Origin of the sequence: Amycolatopsis suaedae, from assembly GCF_004214935.1 — a bacterium.
Classification (GTDB): Bacteria; Actinomycetota; Actinomycetes; order Mycobacteriales; family Pseudonocardiaceae; genus Amycolatopsis; species Amycolatopsis suaedae.
This window is the reverse complement of the sequence record NZ_SFCC01000022.1, coordinates 13031-34932: the sequence shown is the minus strand read 5'-3', so window position 1 is coordinate 34932 and position 21902 is coordinate 13031. Positions and strand designations below refer to the sequence as shown.

At 71.5% G+C, this 21902-nt stretch carries 17 protein-coding genes; 10 read left to right on the top strand and 7 right to left on the bottom strand.

What is annotated here, in order from left to right; translation table 11 throughout:
* Positions 1 to 124: 124 nt before the first annotated feature.
* Together EWH70_RS32890 and EWH70_RS32885 are read right to left on the bottom strand one after the other, a co-directional pair.
* Positions 125 to 508: a peptidase inhibitor family I36 protein gene (locus EWH70_RS32890; protein WP_130479487.1), complete on the bottom strand. Its 384-nt coding sequence runs from the start codon at positions 506 to 508 to the stop codon at positions 125 to 127.
* A 176-nt stretch (positions 509 to 684) separates the two neighbouring features.
* Positions 685 to 1776: a LacI family DNA-binding transcriptional regulator gene (locus EWH70_RS32885; protein WP_130479486.1), complete on the bottom strand. Its 1092-nt coding sequence runs from the start codon at positions 1774 to 1776 to the stop codon at positions 685 to 687.
* Positions 1777 to 1852: 76 nt separating this feature from the next.
* Here EWH70_RS32885 and EWH70_RS32880 point away from each other — a divergent pair, with 76 nt between their 5' ends.
* The 9 genes from EWH70_RS32880 to EWH70_RS32840 all read left to right on the top strand — a co-directional run bounded on the left by EWH70_RS32880 (position 1853) and on the right by EWH70_RS32840 (position 15983).
* Positions 1853 to 3022, top strand: a complete 1170-nt coding sequence (locus tag EWH70_RS32880) for an MFS transporter (protein ID WP_240687356.1) — start codon at positions 1853 to 1855, stop codon at positions 3020 to 3022.
* Positions 3023 to 3049: 27 nt separating this feature from the next.
* Entirely contained in the window at positions 3050 to 5050 is a 2001-nt protein-coding gene (locus EWH70_RS32875) for a bifunctional copper resistance protein CopD/cytochrome c oxidase assembly protein (RefSeq protein WP_130479484.1), read from the top strand.
* Between the two features lie 146 nt (positions 5051 to 5196).
* Positions 5197 to 5619, top strand: coding sequence for a single stranded DNA-binding domain-containing protein (locus EWH70_RS32870; RefSeq protein ID WP_130479483.1), 423 nt, complete (start codon positions 5197 to 5199; stop codon positions 5617 to 5619).
* Between the two features lie 63 nt (positions 5620 to 5682).
* Complete coding sequence (ettA, locus tag EWH70_RS32865) at positions 5683 to 7359, top strand: energy-dependent translational throttle protein EttA (protein ID WP_130479482.1); 1677 nt, start codon at positions 5683 to 5685, stop codon at positions 7357 to 7359.
* Between the two features lie 22 nt (positions 7360 to 7381).
* Positions 7382 to 9496: a hypothetical protein gene (locus EWH70_RS36555; RefSeq protein WP_205669353.1), complete on the top strand. Its 2115-nt coding sequence runs from the start codon at positions 7382 to 7384 to the stop codon at positions 9494 to 9496.
* Between the two features lie 107 nt (positions 9497 to 9603).
* Complete coding sequence (locus tag EWH70_RS32855; protein ID WP_130479481.1) at positions 9604 to 14586, top strand: NAD-glutamate dehydrogenase; 4983 nt, start codon at positions 9604 to 9606, stop codon at positions 14584 to 14586.
* A gap of 50 nt (positions 14587 to 14636) precedes the next feature.
* Positions 14637 to 15011 carry an acyl-CoA thioesterase gene (locus EWH70_RS32850; protein ID WP_240687355.1) on the top strand — a complete coding sequence of 125 codons (375 nt, stop codon included), beginning with the start codon at positions 14637 to 14639 and terminating at the stop codon, positions 15009 to 15011.
* A complete protein-coding gene (locus tag EWH70_RS32845) occupies positions 15008 to 15643 on the top strand; it encodes a DUF8010 domain-containing protein (protein ID WP_130479479.1) in 636 nt (211 codons plus the stop codon). Before EWH70_RS32850 ends, EWH70_RS32845 begins: the two co-directional genes overlap by 4 nt.
* 61 nt (positions 15644 to 15704) lie before the next feature.
* Entirely contained in the window at positions 15705 to 15983 is a 279-nt protein-coding gene (locus EWH70_RS32840; RefSeq protein ID WP_130479478.1) for a FliH/SctL family protein, read from the top strand.
* 6 nt (positions 15984 to 15989) lie between these two features.
* Here EWH70_RS32840 and EWH70_RS32835 read toward each other — a convergent pair whose 3' ends face one another.
* Positions 15990 to 16577: a GrpB family protein gene (locus tag EWH70_RS32835; protein WP_240687354.1), complete on the bottom strand. Its 588-nt coding sequence runs from the start codon at positions 16575 to 16577 to the stop codon at positions 15990 to 15992.
* Between the two features lie 8 nt (positions 16578 to 16585).
* Positions 16586 to 17227, bottom strand: a complete 642-nt coding sequence (locus tag EWH70_RS32830) for a DUF305 domain-containing protein (RefSeq protein WP_130479477.1) — start codon at positions 17225 to 17227, stop codon at positions 16586 to 16588.
* A gap of 134 nt (positions 17228 to 17361) precedes the next feature.
* Here EWH70_RS32830 and EWH70_RS32825 point away from each other — a divergent pair, with 134 nt between their 5' ends.
* Complete coding sequence (locus tag EWH70_RS32825) at positions 17362 to 18789, top strand: LVIVD repeat-containing protein (protein ID WP_130479476.1); 1428 nt, start codon at positions 17362 to 17364, stop codon at positions 18787 to 18789.
* Positions 18790 to 18847: 58 nt separating this feature from the next.
* Here the strand turns inward: EWH70_RS32825 and EWH70_RS32820 are convergent, their stop codons facing one another.
* The 3 genes from EWH70_RS32820 to EWH70_RS32810 are packed head-to-tail and all read right to left on the bottom strand — an operon-like array spanning position 18848 to position 21825.
* Positions 18848 to 20425 (bottom strand): glycoside hydrolase family 13 protein, encoded by a 1578-nt coding sequence (locus tag EWH70_RS32820; protein ID WP_130479475.1) that lies wholly within the window; start codon positions 20423 to 20425, stop codon positions 18848 to 18850.
* A gap of 4 nt (positions 20426 to 20429) precedes the next feature.
* Positions 20430 to 20822 carry a globin gene (locus EWH70_RS32815; protein WP_240687353.1) on the bottom strand — a complete coding sequence of 131 codons (393 nt, stop codon included), beginning with the start codon at positions 20820 to 20822 and terminating at the stop codon, positions 20430 to 20432.
* A gap of 10 nt (positions 20823 to 20832) precedes the next feature.
* On the bottom strand, positions 20833 to 21825 hold the full coding sequence (locus EWH70_RS32810; protein ID WP_240687352.1) for a mechanosensitive ion channel family protein: 993 nt from the start codon (positions 21823 to 21825) through the stop codon (positions 20833 to 20835).
* Positions 21826 to 21902: the final 77 nt, after the last annotated feature.

Genomic DNA, 21902 nt, shown 5'->3' with positions numbered 1-21902 from the left:
GCCGCCGGGCCGGGCCCGCGGTCACGCGCAGTCGGGGTTACGCGTGACCGCGGACGGCCGTACACAGCCGCCGTCTGGTAGAGCCGCGGGATACGACGGCTGCTCGGCCTGCTCTAGGCCGGAGTCAGTTCCAGATCTGGATCGCCCGTACGACAAAGGGCGCCTGTGGTACGTATGTGCCGCCTCCGGGATAGGTCGTGAAATCCCCCTCGGTCGCGCATTCCCTGTCCTCGTACACGGTTACGTGGCGGTCCATTCTGTTGACGAAGGAATGGCCGTCGAATCCCTCCGGCAGCGGCAGGCACTCCTCCGGGTTGGCGGTGCGCAGGTCGAGCCGATGTGCCTGGTCGACGTAGAACTCCCCGCTCCATACGCAGAACTGGCCACGGTCGCAGACGGCGGAACCACTGGACGACGCGTGCGCCACCCCCGCGGCGGTCAGCAGCCCGAGCGCGCTCAGCACCAGAATTCTCGGCAGGTTCTTGCGCAGAGAAAGATAACGGATCATTGCGGTGTTCCCCCTTTGTCGCGGACCCGGTGTCGGTGGGTTCGATGTGTTCCACGATGCCGGATGGGGAAACGGTTTGTCAGCCCGCAATTTTACGTCTGTGGATAAGTAGAAGCTCTTCACTCGGGGGAGTGGAAGTTGTCCACAGAATGCAGAAGCCGGTTGCGGTAAGGCGGTCAGGCTGGTACTCGCGCCGTCGACTCGCGGACCACCAGTTCGACGTCCAGCACCGTCTCCGCAGGTGGCCGGTTGCCTGCCAGCAGGTGCAGAGCCAGCTCGCCCGCGCGCCGTCCCTTGCCCACCAGGTCCTGGCGGACCGTCGTCAACGGAGGATCGGTCCACCGGGCGGGCGGGGTGTCGTCGAAACCCACCAGCGACAGCTGGCCGGGGACCGCGATCCCGAGCTGCCGTGCCGCGGCCAGCGCGGCCATCGCCAGCTCGTCCGACATGCACAGCAGGGCCGTCGGGCGCGGGTGCGTGCTCAGCAGTTCGAGCGCGGCCTCGATGGCGGTGTCCTTGTCCATGCCCGAGGTCTCCCAGATCGGCACGCTCTCCGGCGCCACGCCGGCCTCGGCCAGCGCCGTCAGGTACCCCTCCAGCCGCTCCCGGTTGTCCCGGAACCGTGACTCCCGCGCCACGGCCAGCGGCAACGGACCGCCTCGCGGCGTGGACAGGCACTGGGCGGACAGCACGCCCACCCGGCGGTGGCCGAGCGCGGTGAGGTGCCGCGCGGCCGCCAGCCCGCCACCGCGGTCGTCGGTACTGACGATCGCCGCCCCCGTCACCACCGGCTGGTCGATCACCACGAGCGGCAGCGACCGGTCCCGCACGGCCCGCAGCGCGGGCGCGCCGTCGGCGAGGGAGTAGGCGACGGCGAGATCGGCCTGCGCGGCCAGGACCCGGTCGGCCCGCGGACCGCCGTCGTCGCCGCCGGGCAGCAACAGCAGGGCGTGCCCCTCCGGATCGACCGCCGACGCCAGCGCGTCCAGGGTGATCGACAGCGCGGGATCCGAGAACGCCGCCGACAGCCCGGTGTCGACCATGAACGCGATGGCACCGGAACGGCTGGTGGCCAGGCTGCGCGCCGTCGGGTTCGGGCCGGGGTAACCCAGGCGCCGCGCGGCCCGCAGCACCTCGTCACGCAGCGCGGACGACAGCTGGTCGGGCCGGTTGTAGGCGTTGGACACCGTCGCCCTCGACACGCCGACGGCCTCGGCGACGTCGTCCAGTGTCGGACGCCCTCGCCCCGGTCTCCGGCCCGCTGACATGGGGCGAATATTAACCACTGGACGTTCTGAAGCGCTTAAGACATTCTGGGGCAACGAGATCGAAAGGGGTGGTGGAGTGGTCTCCGCACGTGTCGCGGTGTTCACCGTGTTCGCGCTCAACGGAGCGGCGCTGGGTTCATGGGCACCCCGGGTGCCTGCACTGGCCGTCCAGGTCGAGGCCGAGCCGGGCCCGCTGAGCCTGGCCATCCTCGGTGCCAGCGTCGGCCTGCTGGTAGCGGCGCTGCTCTCGGGCCGGCTGGTCGAGCGCTACGGCCCGCGCACCGTTCTGCTCGTCTCCGTGCTGGCCGCGTGCGCGATCCTGCCCGCCATCGGTGCCGCGCCGTCGCTGCTCTGGCTGGGTATCGCGCTGTTCCTGCTCGGTTTCACCGTGGGCGTGGTCGACGTCGCGATGAACATCGGCGCCGTGGTCGTCGAACGCGGGGTCGGCAAGGCGATCATGCCGCTGTTCCACGCCGGGTTCAGCGTCGGCGGGCTGGTCGGCTCCGCGGCGGCCGGCTTCGCCGCGTCCCACGGCTGGTCACCGGCCAGGCACCTGACCGTCGCCGCGGTCGTGGCCGTCGTCGTGCTGCTGGTGGTGGTCCGCGGACTGCCCGGCGCCGCGCCGAGGACCGAGGCCGCACAGCACACCGGCCGCGCACCCGCGCGCCGCCCGGTGCTGTGGCTGCTCGCCGGCATCGCGCTGTGCTCGGCGATCGCCGAGGGCGCGAGCACCGACTGGTCGGCACTGTTGCTGGTGACCGAGCACGGCCTGACCGATGCCGCCGCGGCGCTGGCGTTCTCGGTGTTCTCCCTGACCATGGCCGCCACCCGGCTCGCGGGCAGCTGGATCCAGCGCCGGTTCGGCGCCCGCCGGATGCTCGTGGTGAGCGCGGTCACCGCCGGAGCCGGCCTGCTGCTGGCCGCGCTCGTCACGGCACCGGTGGCCGGGTTCATCGGCTTCGGTCTCGCCGGAATCGGCCTGGCCGCGTCGTTCCCGGTCGCGCTCGGGCTGGCAGGCGAGGCGGGCAGGCGTGCCGACGGCGGTGGCGGGGAGCGCGAGATCGCCTTCGTCACAGCCATCGCCTACACCGGTTTCCTCGCCGGGCCGCCGCTGATCGGCGGGATCGCGCAGGTGACCTCGATGTCGACGTCGTTCGTGGTGGTCGCGCTGATCGCCTCGTGCATCGCGCCGTCGGCCGTCGCCGCGATGCGTGCCGGGGACAGGGAGCGGACTCCCGTCGGGTAATCCGATCGGGCGGCCTACCCTCGTGGGGTGACCGAGACCCCCCGACGCTCCACCCGTCTGCTGCCGTTGCTGTCGGTCTCCGTGGTGCTGGCCGCCGTCGTCGCCACCGGCCTGGTGGCCCTCACCGGCGGCGCGGGAGCGGTCGTGGCCGGGCTGTCCGATCCCGGCGTGGTCACCCGCTACGGCATCACGGTGGTCCGCGTGCTCGCCGAAGCGGCGTCGGTGGTGTGCGTCGGCTCGCTGCTGCTGGCCGCGTTCCTGGTTCCCCCGCAGCGTTCCGGTGTGTTGTCCAAGGACGGCTACGCCGCGCTGCGCACCGCCGGGGTCGCCGCCTGGGCGTGGTTCGTCGCGTCGGTCGCGTCGGTGTACTTCACCGCGGCCGACGCGGCCGGCCAGCCGGTCACCGACCTGCTCCGCCCGCAGGCCCTGCTCACGCTGGTCGAGGCGATCGAACAGCCCAAGGCCTGGGTGTTCACCGCCGTGATCGCGCTGCTGCTCGCACTGGGCTGCCGGCTCGCGCTGTCCTGGGGCTGGACGGCCACGCTGTGCCTGCTGGCGATCGGCGGCCTCGTCCCGGTCGCGGTGACCGGGCACTCGGCCAGCGGCGGCGCGCACGACGTCGCCACCAACAGCCTGCTGTTCCACCTGGTCGCCGCCGCGCTCTGGGTGGGCGGCCTGGTCGCACTGCTCGCGCTGGGCTGGCGTCGTGGCGAGCACCTCCCGCTGGCCGCCCGCAGGTTCTCCGCCATCGCACTGGCCTGCTGGATCGTGATGGCACTGTCCGGCCTGGTCAACGCACTGGTCCGGGTCACCCCCGCCGAACTGTTCGGCAGCGACTACGGCCTGCTCGTGCTGGCCAAGGTCGTCGCGCTGGGAGTCCTCGGGGTGTTCGGCTACCAGCAGCGCAGGACGGCCGTGCGGGCGCTGGCCGAGGGACGGGGCGGCGGCCAGCTGGTACGGCTGGCCGGTGTCGAGGTCCTGATCATGTTCGTGACCATCGGGCTGGCGACGGCCCTGGCGCGGACGCCACCGCCACGCGAGGTGTCCGGGCAGCAGCCGTCCAACACCGAGCTGCTCATCGGGTACACGCTCGACGGCCCGCCCACGCTGGCACGCCTGCTGTTCGACTGGCGGTTCGACCTGGTCTACGGCACGGCGGCGCTCGTGCTGGCCGTTCTCTACGTCCTCGGCGTGCGCAGGCTGCGGGCGCGCGGTGACGCGTGGCCGGTCGGCCGCACGGTGGCCTGGCTGTCCGGGTGCGCGGTGCTGCTCGTGGCCACGTCGTCGGGGATCGGCCGCTACGCCCCCGCGATGTTCAGCGTCCACATGGGCAGCCACATGTTGCTGTCCATGGTGATCCCGGTGCTGCTGGTGCTCGGCGGTCCGGTGACGCTGGCGCTGCGGGCCCTGCCGCCCGCGGGCAAGGAGGCGCCGCCCGGACCGAGGGAGTGGCTGCTCGCGTTGGTGCACTCGCGGGTGTCGAAGGTGCTGACGCACCCGGTGGTGGCGCTGGCGTTGTTCGTCGGGTCGTTCTACGTCCTGTACTTCTCCGGCCTTTTCGACAGCGCGCTCAACTACCACTGGGCGCACCTGGCGATGAACGCGCACTTCCTGCTCGCCGGCTACGTCTTCTACTGGCCGCTGGTCGGCGTCGACCCGGCGCCACGCAGGCTGCCGCCGCTGGGCCGGCTCGGGATGATGTTCGCCTCGATGCCGTTCCACGCGTTCTTCGGCGTGATCCTGATGAACATGCAGACCGTGGTGGGCGAGCAGTTCTACCTCTCGCTGCGGCTGCCGTGGACCGATGACCTGCTCACCGAGCAGCGCCTCGGCGGCGGCATCGCCTGGGCGGCGGGCGAGGTGCCGGTGCTGCTGGTCCTGCTGGCGCTGCTGGTGCAGTGGGCCAGGGCCGACGAACGCGAGGCGCGGCGCAGGGACCGGCGCGAGGACGCCACCGGCGACGCGGACCTGGCGGCCTACAACGCCATGCTCAAGCAGCTGTCGGAAGGCAAGCGCACCCCCGACTGACGGCCCGCGGGTTGTCCACAGCCCCCCGGTTGTCCACAGGTTCGCGAATTGCCTCTCCCGCCGCGGCACCGCTTCGGCGCATCCTCGGTTCAGGAGGAGTTGCCGCGCCGGAGGGGAGAGGACCCATGGCAGTGGGGGAGACACATGTGACGGTCGTCGGGACCGTGGTGAGCGAGCTGACGAGGGAGATGATCGGCGAGCACGAGGTCACCGTGTTCCGGATGCGCAGTGAAGAACGCAGGTTCGACAAACAGGCGGGCAGATGGGTGCCCGGGCGGTTCCTGGTCACCAGGGTCACCTGCTGGCGCAGGCTGGGCGACGCGGTGTACGCGTCGCTGCGCCAGGACGACCCGGTCATCGTGCTGGGCAGGTTGCACCTCGGAACCGCCGGTGAGTGCGGGAACTCTCGGGGTGTACCTGAGCTTGAGGCTCTGGCCGTCGGCCCGGATCTGGGCAGGGCGACCGCTGTTCTCCGGCGGCGCGGACGGCCGTCGCCACCGCAGGCCAGCGCCGGGCAGGCGACGGTGAGCGAGCCGGACACAGCAGCTCAGCGGGCGGTGGCGGCGTGACGACACGCGGACACGAGGTGACCGGCGTCGAGGCCGCGGTGACGCATCTCTACGATCGCGTACATGGCCGAGTTCATCTACACCATGAAAAAGGTGCGCAAGACCGTCGGGGACAAGGTCATCCTCGACGACGTCAGCACCGCCTTCTACCCGGGCGCCAAGATCGGCGTCGTGGGCCCGAACGGTGCGGGCAAGTCGACCGTTCTGAAGATCATGGCCGGGCTCGACCAGCCGAGCAACGGGGAGGCGTTCCTCCAGCCCGGTGCGTCCGTCGGCATCCTGCTGCAGGAGCCGCCGCTGAACGAGGAGAAGACCGTTCGCGGCAACGTCGAGGAGGGCCTCGGCGACATCAAGGTGAAGCTCGACCGCTTCAACGAGATCGCCGAGCTGATGGCCACCGACTACAGCGACGCGCTGATGGAGGAGATGGGCAAGCTCCAGGAGGATCTCGACCACGCCGACGCGTGGGAGCTGGACTCCCAGCTGGAGCAGGCCATGGACGCGTTGCGCTGCCCGCCGCCGGACGAGCCCGTCACGCATCTGTCCGGTGGCGAGCGCCGCCGGGTCGCGCTGTGCAAGCTGCTGCTGTCCAAGCCCGACCTGCTGCTTCTCGACGAGCCCACCAACCACCTGGACGCCGAGAGCGTGCTGTGGCTGGAGCAGTTCCTGGCGAGCTACCCGGGCGCCGTGCTGGCCGTGACCCACGACCGGTACTTCCTGGACAACGTGGCCGAGTGGATCATGGAACTCGACCGCGGCCGCGTGGTCGGGTACGAGGGCAACTACTCGACTTACCTGGAGAAGAAGCGTGAGCGGCTGGAGGTGCAGGGCAAGAAGGACGCCAAGCTCGCCAAGCGCCTGAAGACCGAGCTGGAGTGGGTGCGCTCCAACGCCAAGGCCCGGCAGACCAAGTCCCGCGCCCGGCTCGACCGCTACGAGGAGATGGCCGCCGAGGCCGAGAAGACCCGCAAGCTCGACTTCGAGGAGATCCAGATCCCGCCCGGTCCGCGGCTGGGCAACGTGGTGGTCGAGGTCGACGACCTGCGCAAGGGCTTCGACGACCGGGTGCTCATCGACGGGCTGTCGTTCAACCTGCCCCGCAACGGCATCGTCGGCGTGATCGGGCCGAACGGCGTAGGCAAGACCACGCTGTTCAAGACGATCGTCGGCCTGGAGAAGCCCGACGAGGGCGACGTGAAGATCGGCGAGACGGTCAAACTGTCCTATGTGGACCAGAGTCGGGCCGGGATCGACCCGGACAAGACGGTATGGGAGGTGGTTTCGGACAAGCTGGACTACATCCACGTCGGGCAGACCGAGATGCCTTCCCGTGCCTACGTCAGCGCGTTCGGGTTCAAGGGGCCCGACCAGCAGAAGCCGGCCGGCGTGCTGTCCGGTGGTGAGCGCAACCGCCTGAACCTGGCGCTCACCCTCAAGCAGGGCGGCAACCTGATCCTGCTGGACGAGCCGACCAACGACCTGGACGTGGAGACGCTGGGCTCGCTGGAGAACGCGCTGGAGCAGTTCCCCGGCTGCGCGGTGGTGATCTCGCACGACCGGTGGTTCCTGGACAGGGTGGCCACGCACATCCTGGCGTGGGAAGGTACCGACGAGGACCCCGCCAAGTGGTTCTGGTTCGAGGGCAACTTCGAGGGCTACGAGAAGAACAAGATCGAGCGGATGGGCCCAGAGGCTGCCCGCCCGCACCGGGTAACCCACCGCAAGCTGACCCGCGACTGACCCGCAGCGCACGGAGTATGCCGTGGTAGCCACCGACAGAACCAGGCCGGTCGAGCGACTTCTCGACCAGGCCACGGAGCTGCTGATGCGCGCCCCGGAGCTGGCCGTCGTGCTGGGCGAGCGGGGTGCCGTCCTCGCCGAGCACGCCGGGTCGGGGGAGTTGTGGCTGCGGGCGGAAGGGCTCGTGGTGAGTGCCCGCGTGCGGCTGGGTGACCGGGCCGGTACCACCGCGCGCGCCGTGGCGGCGCTGCGAGCCGCCGAGGACGCCGGACGGCCGCAGCTGGCCGCGCGGCTGCGCACCGACCTCGCGGTGTGCGCGCGCAGTGTCGGCGTGCCGCTGACCGGGCTGGCCGCGCTGCGGCCGGTGCTCGGGCAGCACGGCCTGCCCGCGGTACTGCGTGCCACGGCGATGGCGCACCTGGTGGGCTGCCTGGCCGAGCTCGGTCGCAAGACCGAACTCGACAGGACACTGCTCGAGGCCGACCGGCTGTGCCTGTCCGACGAGCAGTCCGACGCCGACGCGCGGCTGCTGCACCGGGCGAGCCTGCGCATCGCGGTGGCCGCGCACCGGCGCAGGCACGGCGACCTGACCGGCGCCGCCGACGCCGCCCGCACCGGCATCGGGTTCCTCGACCAGCTCGAGGATCGCGAGGCCGACGGCGGGCTGGCCCGGTCGCGGCTCGTGCTGCAGCTGGTGTGCACGCTGCTCGACCGGGGCGACATCGAGCTGGCCCTGGAAATCGCCGAGACGTTGCTCGACGTGCCGCCGCGCGCGACGGTCGTCGGCCCGCTCGGCTGGCTGCGGCTGGCCGTGGCCACCCGGATCCACCTGCCCGCCGGCGAGGCGGAGGCGGCGGCCGAACTGCTGCGGACGGCCGTGCACGACGTCGAACGGCACGGTCGCGGCGCGCTGGCGGCGCGGCTGTGGCTGGAGCTGGCACACGTCGAGGAGAAGCTCGGCAGGCCGTCGGAAGCCATCTCCTGCCTGCACCGGTCCCGCGCGGCCGAGCACACGCACGCCCGCATCCGCAGGCAGGCCTGCGGAGTGCTGACCGGGGAGTTCGGCGGCGGCGCACAGGCTCCGGTCGAACTGGGCGAGGTGCTCGCCGCCGCACCGCCCGCACCCCCGCCGCACTCGGCGCCCGCACCGGTCTCGGTGCCGCCTGCGCCCCCCGCGGCCCCCGCGCCCCCTGTGCCGTCCACGCCGGAACCCCAGGCGGCGCCGGTCCCGGCCGTGCCCTCGGCGCCGCCGCTCGTGGCGTCCGCGCCGCCGAGCGTGTCGCTGTCGCTGCCACCCGTCCCCGCGGCCGCGCGCCAGGCGCCCGCCGCGCCCCCGCGGCCCGAGGTCCCGGTGGCGCCCGCGCCGAGGCCCCCGGCGCCCGCGGCTCCGCCGCCGTTCGAAACCCCGGTCGCCCGGCCACCGGCCCCGCCGCCGCTGCCGGAACCGCGGCTGGACCCGCTGCCGTCGCCATCCCCCGTCGAGGCACCGCGGGCCCCGGCGCCGAGCGCCGCCGAGATGACCGTGCCGTCCCTGCCCGTGGTGTCCGCGGCACCGCCCGCGCCGCCGGTCCTCCCGCCCGAGCCACCGGCACCCGAACCCGAGCCGGCCCCGGTGTCCCGCCGTACCCGGCACGACTCCGAGCACGGTTCGGTGGCGGCCCAGTCCGTCCTCGACCGCCTGGGCATCAGCACCGGTGCGGGCACCGGCGGCCGCAGGCGGGCCGAGAAGCCGTCGGACCGCTCGCCGGTCGACCGCTCCGAGCCCGCGCCGCCCCCGTCCCCCGAACCCGCACCCGAACCGGCCCAGGACAGCTGGCTGCCGCGGCTGCGGTTGCCACCGTCGCTGGCGCCGTTCGAGGAACTGGAAGGCGCGCCGCTGCCGGCCGGGGAGCCCACCTTCGACCCGCCGCCGCCCGCGGACTTCGTCGTTCCCGCCGAGGATCCGCCGCCCGACGCCGGGCTGGCCGACCTCCTGGCGCTCGCGCTGGCCGAGCATCGCGCCGGTACCGCCAGTGCCGCCGCGCTCGTCAAACGGCTGGGCGACCAGAGCCCCGAGGTGGGCACGCCCAGCCCGGTCAACGGGCGTTCCCACCGCAACGAGAACTCCTACAGCGGCAGGCAGCAGCACGACCTGTGAGGTCGGCGGCCTCGTATTTCCAAGCGGTGCAAACACACTAGTGTGTGCGGTGGCTGGCACACCGTCGTGCCGGCCGCACGTCGCACGGGAGTGGAGAGTTGCCTGACATGAGCTCGACCGGGTCTTCAGCGAGCGTGGCCGAGGCGGGGACCCCGCAGGCCACCGGACGTCGCAGAACGGCTAGCCCCGAGCAGATCCGAGACGACCTGATCGACGCGGCCGCGGCGCACGCCCCCGACATCGCCGAGTTGATCCGCCTCTACTACCGCCACATCCCGGCCGAGGAGATCCTCGGCGACGACCCGGTCGACCTGGTCGGCGCCGTCCGCGCCCACCTGGAACTGGCCCAGCACCGCATGCCCGGCCGCCCCGCCGTGCGCCTGCTCAACCCCACCCCCGCCGAGGACGGCTGGACCCGCGAGGCCACCGTCATCCAGCTGGTCACCGACGACATGCCCTACCTGGTCGACTCGGTGGCCGCCGAACTCGCCCGCATCGGTGCGCAGGTCCAGCGCATCGTGCACCCCATCGTCGTCGTGCGCCGCGACCTCACCGGCGAACTGCGTGACGTCCACCCCGAAGCCAGCGCGGATGAGCCGCCGGAGGGCGCCGCCGCCGAGTCGTGGATGTACGTCGAGGTCGACCTCATCACCGACCCCAACCGCGCCCGCGAGCTGGACAACCGCCTCACCTCCGTGCTCGGCGACGTGCGCGAGGTCGTCGAGGACGCCGACAAGATGGCCGAGGCCGCTCGCAACCTCGCCGAGTGGCTGTCCAGCGCGCCGCCCCCGCTGCCGGACCAGCAGGAGGTCACCGACGGCGCCAAGCTGCTGCGCTGGCTGGCCGACGGACACTTCACCTTCCTCGGCTACCGCCGCTACGAACTGGTCGACAACCCAGAGCCGGAGACCGACACCCCCGCGCTGCGGGCGGTGCTCGCGTCCGGTCTCGGCGTGCTGCGCCAGGACAGCCTCGCCGCCCGCAGCCTCACCGCGGGCCCGGACAGCGCGGCCGCCGCACTGGAGCCGACCCTGCTGGTGCTGACCCAGGCCAGCGCGCCGTCGACGGTGCACCGCCCGGTCTACCCGTACTACGTGGGCGTCAAGACGTTCGACGCCGACGCCAACGTCACCGGCGAGCATCGTTTCCTCGGCATGTTCACCACCACCGCGCTGCACGAGAACGTCCTCGACATCCCGATGGTCGAGCGGCGCGTGCGCGAGGTCATCCACCGCGCCGGTTTCCCGATGGAGTCCTACTCGGGCCAGCGCATGCTGGAGGTCCTGCAGAACTGGCCGAGGGCCGACCTGTTCTCCGCCGACGTCGACTCGCTCTACTCGACCGCCACCGGCGCCATCACGCTGTCCGACCGCCGCAGGCTGCGGCTGTTCCTGCGCCGCGACACCTACGGCCGCTTCTACTCCTGCCTGGTCTTCCTGCCCCGTGACCGCTACACCACCCGCTCCCGCCTGGCGATGCAGGAGGTGCTGCTGGAGGAACTGGAAGGCACCCACCTGGAGTTCGGCACCCGCATCGGCGAGACCCTGCTGGCGCAGGTGCACTTCACCGTGCACACCGACCCGAGCAGCGCCATGGACCCGGACATCCTGCGGATCCAGGAGCGGCTCAACGACGCCGTGCGCAGCTGGGACGACCTCATGGTGGAGGCCATCCTCGCCGAGCGGAGGGGACGCGACGGCGGCATCGCCGCCGAGGAGTCCGCCAGCGAGCAGGGCCAGCGGCTGGCCGGCGTGTTCCCCGAGGCGTACAAGGAGGACTTCAGCGCCGAGGAAGGGCTCGCCGACCTGAACCGGCTGTCCGCGCTGACCGGCGAGAACGACCTCGCCATGTCGTTCTACGTGCCCGCCGGCGCCGCGCCGGGGGAGCGCCGGTTCAAGATGTACCTGCTCGGCGAGGGCACCACGCTGTCCAAGGTGCTGCCGCTGCTGCAGAACACCGGCGTCGAGGTGGTCGACGAACGGCCCTACGAGCTCTACCGCGCCGACGGCACCCGGTCCTGGATCTACGACTTCGGCCTGCGGATCGACCCGCAGGTGCTGGAGCACCTGTCCAAGGCCGCCCGGGACGGCCAGGACGCCGATCTGCGCGTCCGGTTCCAGGAGGCCTTCGCCGCGGCCTGGCACGGCGAGTGCGAGGTCGACGGCTTCAACGGCCTGGTGCTGCGGGGCGGGCTGACCTGGCGGCAGGCGGCAGTGCTGCGGGCCTACGCCCGCTACCTGCGCCAGGCCGGCAGCCCGTACTCCCAGGGCTACATCGAGAACGCGGTGCTCGCGCACACCGACATCGCCACGGCGCTGGTCCGGCTGTTCGAGACCCGGTTCGACCCGGAATGCTCGGCCGAGCAGCGTGCGGCGCAGTGCCGGTCGCAGTACGACGAGATCAGCGCGCTCATCGACGACGTGCGCAGCCTCGACGAGGACCGGATCCTGCGCAGGCTGATGGCGTTGATCAAGGCGACGCTGCGGACCAACTACGCGGTCACCGGCGAGGACGGCAAGCCACGCCCCTACCTCGCGTTCAAGCTGGACCCGCAGGCCGTGCCGGAGCTGCCCGAGCCGCGGCCGAAGTACGAGATCTTCGTCTACTCGCCCCGGGTCGAGGGCGTCCACCTGCGGTTCGGCTCGGTCGCCCGCGGCGGCCTGCGCTGGTCGGACCGCCAGGAGGACTTCCGCACCGAGATCCTCGGCCTGGTCAAGGCACAGGCGGTGAAGAACGCCGTCATCGTGCCGGTCGGCGCCAAGGGCGGGTTCGTCGTGAAGCGTCCGCCGGCCCCCACCGGCGACCCGGGGGTGGACCGTGACGCGCAGCTGACCGAGGGCATCGCCTGCTACCGGATGTTCATCTCCGGGCTGCTCGACCTCACCGACAACCTGGTCGACGGCGCCACCGTGCCCGCGCCCGGCGTGGTCCGCCACGACGGCGACGACTCCTACCTCGTGGTCGCCGCCGACAAGGGCACCGCCACGTTCTCCGACATCGCCAACGAGGTCGCGGCCAGCTACGGCTTCTGGCTCGGCGACGCGTTCGCCTCCGGCGGCTCGGTTGGCTACGACCACAAGGCCATGGGCATCACCGCCCGCGGTGCGTGGGAGAGCGTCAAGCGGCACTTCCGCGAGCTGGGTGTGGACACCCAGACCGAGGAGTTCACCGTGGTCGGCATCGGCGACATGGCCGGTGACGTGTTCGGCAACGGCATGCTGCTGTCCGAGCACATCCGGCTGGTGGCCGCGTTCAACCACCTGCACATCTTCCTCGACCCGGACCCCGACGCCGCCTCCTCCTACGCGGAACGGCGCAGGCTGTTCGAGCTGCCGCGCTCGTCGTGGGACGACTACGACCGCTCGCTGATCAGCGAGGGCGGTGGCATCTTCCCGCGCAGCGCGAAGACCATCCCGATCAGCCCGCAGGTCCGTGCGGCGCTGGGGCTGGACGAGAAGGTCACCACGCTCGCGCCCGCGGACCTGATGAAGGCCATCCTGCTGGCCCCGGTCGACCTGCTGTGGAACGGCGGCATCGGCACCTACGTCAAGGCGTCGGGCGAGAGCCACGCCGACGCGGGTGACAAGGCCAACGACGCCGTGCGGGTCAACGGCTCGCAGCTGCGGGTCAAGGTGATCGGCGAGGGCGGCAACCTGGGCCTGACCCAGCTCGGCCGCATCGAGTTCGCCAGGGCGGGCGGCAAGGTCAACACCGACGCCCTGGACAACTCGGCCGGCGTGGACTGCTCCGACCACGAGGTCAACATCAAGATCCTGCTCGACCAGCAGGTCGCCGCGGGTGAACTGGACAGGCAGCGGCGCAACGAGCTGCTCGGCGAGATGACCGACGAGGTCGCCGACCTCGTGCTGGCCGACAACTACCGGCAGAACGCCGTGCTCGGCATCAGCAGGGCACACGCCGGGCCGATGCTGTCGGTGCACCAGCGGCTCGTCGACGCACTGGAGGCCGCGGGCAAGCTGGACCGGGAGCTGGAGGCGCTGCCCAGCAGGGCCGAGTTCAAGGCCATGGACAAGGCGGGCACCGGGCTGTCCTCGCCGGAGCTGGCCACGCTGCTGGCCCACGTCAAGCTGGACCTGAAGGACGAGCTGCTGGCCAGCGAGCTGCCTGACGCCGAGGTGTTCGCCAGCAGGCTGCCGGAGTACTTCCCGACGCCGCTGCGCGAGCGGTTCGGCGAGTCCGTCGCCGGTCACCCGCTGCACCGGCAGATCATCACCACCCTGCTGGTCAACGAGGTCGTCGACGGCGCGGGCATCTCGTTCGCGTTCCGGCTGGCCGAGGAGATGAACGCCGAGGCGACCGACGCCGTGCGTGCCTACGCCGTGGTCACCTCCGTGTTCGACCTGCCGTCGCTGTGGCGCGACATCGAGGCACTGGACAACGTGGTGCCCACCGACGTCGCCGACGAGATGATGCTGGAGACCAGGCGCCTGCTCGACCGGGCCGCCCGCTGGTTCCTCACCAACCGGCCGCAGCCGCTGGCCGTCGGCGCCGAGATCAACCGGTTCGGCTCCACCGTCGCGCAGCTGATCCCGCAGGTCGGCGACCTGCTGCGGGGCCGGGAGCGGGAGGCGGTCGCCGCATACGTCGACAAGCTCACCGGCTCCGGTGTGCCGGGCGAGCTGGCGAGCCGGGTCGCGGTCCTGCTGCACACCTACGGGCTGCTCGACATCACCGAGGTCGCCGAGCTGGCCGAACGCGAGGTCGGCCTGGACATCGAGCGCAGCCCGCGGGAAGCCGCCGAGTTGTACTACACGATGTCGGACCACCTCAACGTCGACAAGATGCTCAACTCGATCAGCGCGCTGGAGCGGGGCAACCGCTGGCACGCGCTGGCCAGGCTGGCGCTGCGGGACGACCTGTACGCGTCGCTGCGGGGCATCACGCTCGACGCGTTGCGGCACAGCGACTCCGAGGACAGCCCCGAGGAGAAGATCGCGCAGTGGGAGCGGGCCAACGCCTCGCGGCTGGCGCGGGCCCGGGTGTCGCTGGACGAGATCACCAAGTCCGGGCGGCTCGATCTGGCGACCCTGTCCGTGGCGGCCAGGCAGATGCGCAGCACGGTGCGTTGATGACGGAGTTTCGCGGCTACTCTTGTCTTGTCCGCCCACGGTGGTCGGACATGGACGTGTTCGGCCACATCAACCACGCCAACATGGTCACGCTGCTCGAGGAGGCCAGGGTCGCGCTGCTGTTCCGCAGCGAGGCCGGGCGTGAGCTGGCCAAGGGTGTGGTGGTCGTCGACCTGGCCGTGTCCTACCGCGCACCGATCGTGGTGGGCGACCAGGACGTCCTGATGCAGCTGTCGCTGCGGGAGTGCAGGCACGCGTCGTTCACCATCGACTACCGCGTGTTCGGCGGGCCCGAGGAGACGGCCAAGCCGGCCGTCACCGCGCGGACCGTGCTGGCGCCGTACGACCTGGCCAGTGGCACCCCGCGGCGGCTCAGTGAGACGGAGCGGTCGTTCCTGACCGAACGGCTGGGGAGCGGTGGATGACCGAGTTACGGATCCCGGACGCGGGTGACAGGGAGACGCTGGGCGCGTTCGTGGCCCGCGCGGTGCGGCTGGACGGCCAGGCGGCCGTCCGGCTGCGGATGCGCGAGCCCGGCGTCGTCGAGGCGTGGGTGGCGACCCCGTTCGACGTGCTGGCCACCCGCGCGGTGCACGGTGAGGTCAGCCCCGCCGACCTCACCGTGTCGGGCAGCGAACTGCTGGCGGCGCTGACGGTCGCGGGCGGGCCGGTCATGGACCCCGGCCCGCCGAGGGACCTGCTGTGGCGCTCGGAACTGCCCGCGCCCGGCCGCTGGCAGGCGGTCGACGACCTGCCGGTGGACGTGGTGTCCGACCTGGCCGACCGCGGCGTCGCGCTGGCCCGCGACAACGCGGGACCGCACGGCACCCCGCCGGCGTCGCTGATGGACCAGGCGGTGCTCACCGTCAGCGGCGGCGACTTCGAGGTCAAGGTGCAGATGCGCTGCCTGTTCGCGCTGTCCGGGATGGGTTTTGTCGATTCGTCGATCAGCGAGGACGTGGTGCGGGTGACGGCCACGGACTCGTGGCTGCGGATGGACGCCCGCTACGGCGCGGTGGTGCGCCGCAGGCACGCGCTGCTGCCGCTGCTGTTCTGACGGAAGTCTTACGGCAGGCTCGGCGATGGATCCCGGGCTCGCGGGGTGTCATCGTAGGGGCATGACGACACGAGAGCCGGACCCGACAGCCGAGTGGCTGGAGGGCGTCCGGGCCGAGGAGACGCCGTGGCGTCAGGACCGGCCCGCCGGCCACCTGCCGCCGGAACCGGTGGTGCACGAGCCCGCCCGGTGGCGGCGGACGGTGGGACGGGTGGCGCCCTACCTGCAGGCCGCCGCGGTGGCGGGCTGGGTGGCGAGCAGCGTGCTCGACGACGACTACGACGAGGGCTACGAGGCCGGGTTCGACGCGGGCTTCGACGCGGGCGGCGGCCAGGGCTGAGCCCCCTCAGCGGTGCCGCACCCACTCGCGCATCGCCGGCTGGATCTCGTCGAGGAACGCGGACTTGGCGCGGGTGTAGTCGTCGTAGTCCGCGGCGTCCGCGTGCCGCTCGGCCAGCGCACGCTTGATCTGCTCGTAGCGACGTGCCTGGGCGGGGTGGTGCCGCAGCCAGTCCCGGAACTCGGCGACGAACCCGGCGAACGGGGAGTCGGCCCGGCGGACGTGCAGGATCGCCGCGTCCGCAGCAGAGAAGAAGAGCCGCTTCTCGTAGCGTGCCGGATCGGCGTCATCACCGGGCCGCGGCGTGTCCCGGTGCACCCCCGGGGAATCCGGTCGCGCGCCGTGCTCGGGAACGAAGGGCGTCGGCGCGAGAACATCGGCGAGTTCGGCCAGGCTCGGCAGCGACGGCATGCGCACCTGCAGGTCGATGAACGGCTTCGCGGCGAGGCCGGGTACCGCGGTGGAGCCGATGTGCTCGTAGACGAAGCGGTCCGACCCGGGGAGGGATGCGAACCTCGACCGGACCTCGTCCAGGAGTCCCTGCGCCCGGACCGGCCAGGCCGGGTCGTAGTCCACGATGACGGCGCGCGACACAGCACGCCCTACCCGGGCTGCTGCGCCGCGCGCATCCGCTCGATCTCCGCGGTCTGCCCGGTGATGACGTCCTGCGCCATCTCCTGCGCCCTCGGCTCGACGCCCTGGGCCAGCTGCTGGCGTGCCATGGTCACCGCGCCCTCGTGGTGGGTGATCATCAGCGCCAGGAACTGGCGGTCGAACTCCGGCCCGCGGGCCGCGCGCAGCGCGTCCAGCTGCTGGGGCGTGGCCATTCCCGGCATGGCGTGGTCACCGTGGTGGGCGTGCGCGTCCGGCGCCTTGCCATAGCCGGTCAGCCACTGGGTCATGACGGTGATCTCCGCACCCTGCGCCGCCGCGATCCGGCCGGCGATGGCGCGCACCACCGGGCCCGCGTCGTGGTCGGCGACCAGGTCGGTCATCACGATGGCCTGCTGGTGGTGCGGGATCATCATCGTCATGTAGTTGACGTCGGCGTCGTTCGGCTGCGGCGTCTGCTGGTGCTTGGCGGCGTCCTGGGACGGCACCACCGTGCCCGGTTCGCCCGGCTTGCCGGGAACGATCACCGCCGCGTTCTGGTCCGGCGGCGGGGCGGGCGGCTCGTCCGTACACGCGACCAGGAACACCAACGGCAGCGCCGCGAACGCGGCACGCCCCACACGACGACCCATGGACGACAGCGAACCCGCTCACGTGGTGAGAAGTCAACGGCCGAAGTTCGGGTTTCCGCCGTTGGTCGCTATCTCTGGTGCTGCTCGGGCGGCAATAATGCCGGTCGAGTAGCTCTGCAGAGGGGAAGTGTGCAGTGACGAGATCATCCCGGACTCGCCGCGTGTTCTCCGTGCTGGCCGCGGCCGCAGTCGCCACCGTGACCGCCGTGGCCGCCCCGGCCGCGACGGCCCAGTCGAACGCGATCCCGCCGGTCGACGCGATCGTGTCCAGTCCGAACATCAGCCAGATCGCCAACATCCCGAAGCAGGCGCCGTTCAACACGCAGTCCGCCTTCGGCACCGACATCGCGTTCACCAAGGGACACGCGATCGTCGGCAACTACGACGGCTTCGTGATCTACGACGTCAAGAACCCGCGCAAGCCGGAGATCGTCAGCCAGGTGCTGTGCCCGGGCTCGCAGAACGACGTGTCGGTCAGCGGCAACCTGCTGTTCCTGTCCACCGACACCCCGCGCAGTGACGACTCCTGCACCAGCCAGCCCAAGCCGGGCCAGGACCCGACGGCGTGGGAGGGCATCAAGGTCTTCGACATCAGCGACCTGGCCCACCCGAAGTACGTCTCCGCCGTGCGCACCGACTGCGGCTCGCACACCCACACGCTGCTGCCCGACGAGGCGAGCAAGTCGCTCTACCTCTACATCTCCTCCTACGCCCCGGCGCCGGAGCTGCCGCACTGCCAGCCGCCGCACGACAAGGTCTCGATCGTCAAGATCCCGACCGACGACCCGGCCAAGGCCGCGCTGGTCGCCACCCCGGTGCTGTTCCCGGACGGCGGCAACGTGGGCGGCACCAACCCCGACGGCACACGCCGTTCGGCGACCACCGGCTGCCACGACCTGACGTCGTACCCGGACAAGAACCTGATGGCGGGCGCCTGCATGGGCGACGGCGTGCTCATCGACATCTCCGACCGGCTCAAGCCGCGGGTGATCGAGCGGGTGCAGGACAACGTGAACTTCGCGTTCTGGCACTCGGCCACGTTCAACAACGAGGGCACCAAGGTCATCTTCACCGACGAGCTCGGCGGTGGCGGCCTGGCGACCTGCCTGCCCAAGTTCGGCCCGAACCGCGGCGCCGACGGCATCTACGACATCACCGGCAGCGGTGACGACCGCAAGCTGGAGTTCCGCAGCTACTTCAAGATCCCGCGGGAGAACGCCGCCACCGAGAACTGCGTGGCGCACAACGGATCGCTGATCCCGGTGCAGGGCCGCGACATCATGGTCCAGGCGTGGTACCAGGGCGGCGTGTCGGTGTGGGACTTCACCGACTCGGCCAACCCGCAGGAGATCGCGTTCTGGGAGCGGGGCCCGCTGTCGGCCACGCAGAACATCACCGGTGGATCGTGGTCGGCGTACTACTACAACGGCTACATCTACTCCTCGGACATCCAGAAGGGCCTGGACGTGCTGGACCTGCGGGACCGGCGCACCAACCCGGCCAAGGGCGTCCGGTTCGACGAGTTCAACCCGCAGACCCAGCCCCACTACGGGCGCAGGTAAGCGCACCTGAAGGCCCCTTTCGCCACGTCGCACGTGGTGAAAGGGGCCTTCAGCTGTGTCAGGAGGGACGGACCAGCCAGGCCGCGGAGTCCGGCGGCAGCAGGCGGCCCTCCAGCAGCGGCACGCTGGACAGCAGCACCTCACCGGGCGGCAGGTCCACCGGCGCGGCCGACGTGTTCAGCGCGCAGATCAGCCCGCCGGCGTGCCGCCGCAGCGCGAAACAGCCCGCTGGCGCGCCGTACCACTCGACCTCGTCCCCGGCGAACGCCGGATGCTTCGCCCGCAGTTCCAGGGCGCGCCGGTACAGCGACAGCGTCGAATCGGTGTCCTCCAGCTGGGCCTCGACGGTCAGCTCCGCCCACTCCGGCGGCATCGGCAGCCAGGTCCGCTCGCCCTCGGTGAAGCCGAACGGTGGTTCCTGGCCCTCCCACGGCAGCGGCACCCGGCAGCCGTCGCGGCCGCTGTGTGCCCCGGCGGTGCGGGCCCGGGGGTCGGTCAGCGCCTCCTCGGGCAGCTCGACGTTGTCCAGGCCCAGTTCCTCGCCGTTGTACAGGTAGACCACGCCGGGCAGCGCCAGCTCCACCAGCGCCATCGCCCGCGCCCTGCGCACGCCCTGCTCGCCGCCGCCGTAGCGGCTGACCTGCCGCCACACGTCGTGGTTGCCCAGCGTCCAGGTGGCGGGCACCCCGGCGGCCTGCGCGACGGCCAGCGACCGCTCGATGGCCGTGCGCATCGCGTCGGCGTCGAAATGGGTCAGCACGAGGCGGAAGTTGAACGCCAGGTGCAGCTCGTCCGGCCGCAGGTAGCGGGCCAGCCGCTGCTCGTCGGTCACCCAGATCTCGCCGACCGCCATGGTGTCCGGGTAGTCGTCGAGGACCTTGCGGATCATCTGGTGGATGTCGTGGACGCCGTCGTTGTCGAAACGCGGGTCCGGGATCTGCTCGCCGCTGATCAGCGACCCGGCTTCGGCGGCCCGCAGGTCCATGTCGGGCAGTCCGGGCGGCTTGGCCATCCCGTGGGCGACGTCGATGCGGAACCCGTCGACGCCGCGGTCCAGCCAGAACCGCATGGTGCGCTCCAGGTCGGCGTGCACCTCGGGGTTGGTCCAGTTCAGGTCCGGCTGCTCGGGCGCGAACAGGTGCAGGTACCACTGGCCGTCCGGCACCCGGGTCCAGGCCGGACCGCCGAACGCGCTGACCCAGTTGTTCGGCGGGATCTCACCGGCCAGCCCGAGGCCCTCGCGGAAGATGTAGCGCTCCCGCTCCGGGCTGCCCGGCAACGCGGTCAGTGCCGCGGTGAACCACTCGTGCCGCACGCTGGTGTGGTTGGGCACCAGGTCGATGGTCACCTTGATGCCGCGCTCGTGGGCCTCGGCGACCAGCGCGTCGAACGCGGCGAGGTCGCCGAACAGCGGGTCGACGTCCCGCGCGTCGGCGATGTCGTAGCCGTGGTCGGCCATGGGGGAGCGGTAGAACGGCGTCAGCCACAGCGCGTCCACCCCGAGCAGTTCGAGGTAGCCGAGCCTGCTGCGGATGCCCTCCAGGTCGCCGACGCCGTCACCGTCGGAGTCGGCGAACGAGCGGACGTAGACCTGGTAGAAGACGGCGTCGTGCCACCACGGGCTGGCTGTGCTCACCGTGTCACGCCCAGCTGTTCATCAGGCTGTGCGCTGCCATCTCCAGGTAGTTCCACAGCTGCTGGCGCAGCGGCTCGGGCAGGCCGGCCTCGTCGACGGCCACCCGCATGGCACGCAGCCAGGCGTCCCGTTCGATCGGGCCGATCGAGAACGGCGCGTGCCGCATCCGCAGCCGCGGATGCCCGCGCTGTTCGGAGTAGGTGTGCGGGCCGCCCCAGTACTGCATGAGGAACAGCCGCAGCCGCTCCTCGGCCGGGCCCAGGTCGTCCTCCGGGTACAGCGGCCGCAGCACCTCGTCGGTGGCCACCTCCTGGTAGAACCTGGCCACGATGGCGCGGAACGTCGGCTCACCGCCGACGGCCTCGAAGAAGTTCTGCGCCTCGGTCTCGCTGCTCACCACGACTCCATCATGCCGAAGACGGCGGGGTGTTGTTGAAGAACCGCCCCAGCGGCGGCTCGAAGCCCGCATCCTCGAGCGCGCTCATGATCCGGGCCCGCAGTGCCCGCTGGACCGCCCACTGCCTGCCGGGCCGGACCTTGATCGTCAGCCGCAGCTGGATGCCTTCCGGGGTGACGGCCTCGACGCCGAGCACCTCCGGGTCCTCCAGGACGTCGGCGGCGATCGAGTCGACGCCCATCGCCTCGGTGGCCACCTCGGACAGCAGCGTCGTGGCCCGGTCGACGTCGCTGTTGTAGCTCAGCGGGACGTCGACGACCGCGACGGCGTAGCCCTGGCTGGAGTTCCCGACGCGCAGCACCTCGCCGTTGCGGACGTACCAGACGGTGCCGTTGATGTCACGCAGGGTCGTGATGCGCAGCCCGACGGCCTCGACCGTGCCGACGGCCTCGCCCACGTCGACGACGTCACCGACGCCGTACTGGTCCTCCAGCATCATGAACATGCCGGACAGGAAGTCCCGCACCAGGTTCTGCGCACCGAAACCGAGTGCCACACCGACGATGCCCGCCGACGCGATGATCGGGGTCAGGTTGACGCCGAGCTGGTCGAGCACGAGGGCGAACGCCAGCCCGTAGACGACCAGCGTGGTCACCGACTTCAGCACCGAGCCGATCGTCTTCGCCCGCTGCCTGCGCCGCTCCATCACCAGCGGTCCGAGGATCTCCGGCGCGCGTTCCCGCAGCGGGCCGAGCAGGGCGGGGAGCTTGGCGCTGTCGCCGGGCAGGCGGGTGAGCCGGTCGATCAGCTTGCGGACCAGCAGCCGCACCACGACCGCGATGACGACGATCAGCAGGATCTTCGCCGGTTTCTCGATCAGCCAGCTCGCCGACTCGGCCAGCCACTCGTTGCCGGTCAGCCGGTAGATCGACGAGCACCAGGTGTCGGCGTCGTGGATGCACGGGGTCGGCTGTGCCGGTGGGCTGGGTTGCTGTTGCAACACGGCTGCGTAGCACTCCTTTTCGGCGTTTTCCCTGGGTTCATGCCACGGTCGTCCGGCATTCAGCCGCGACGACGACT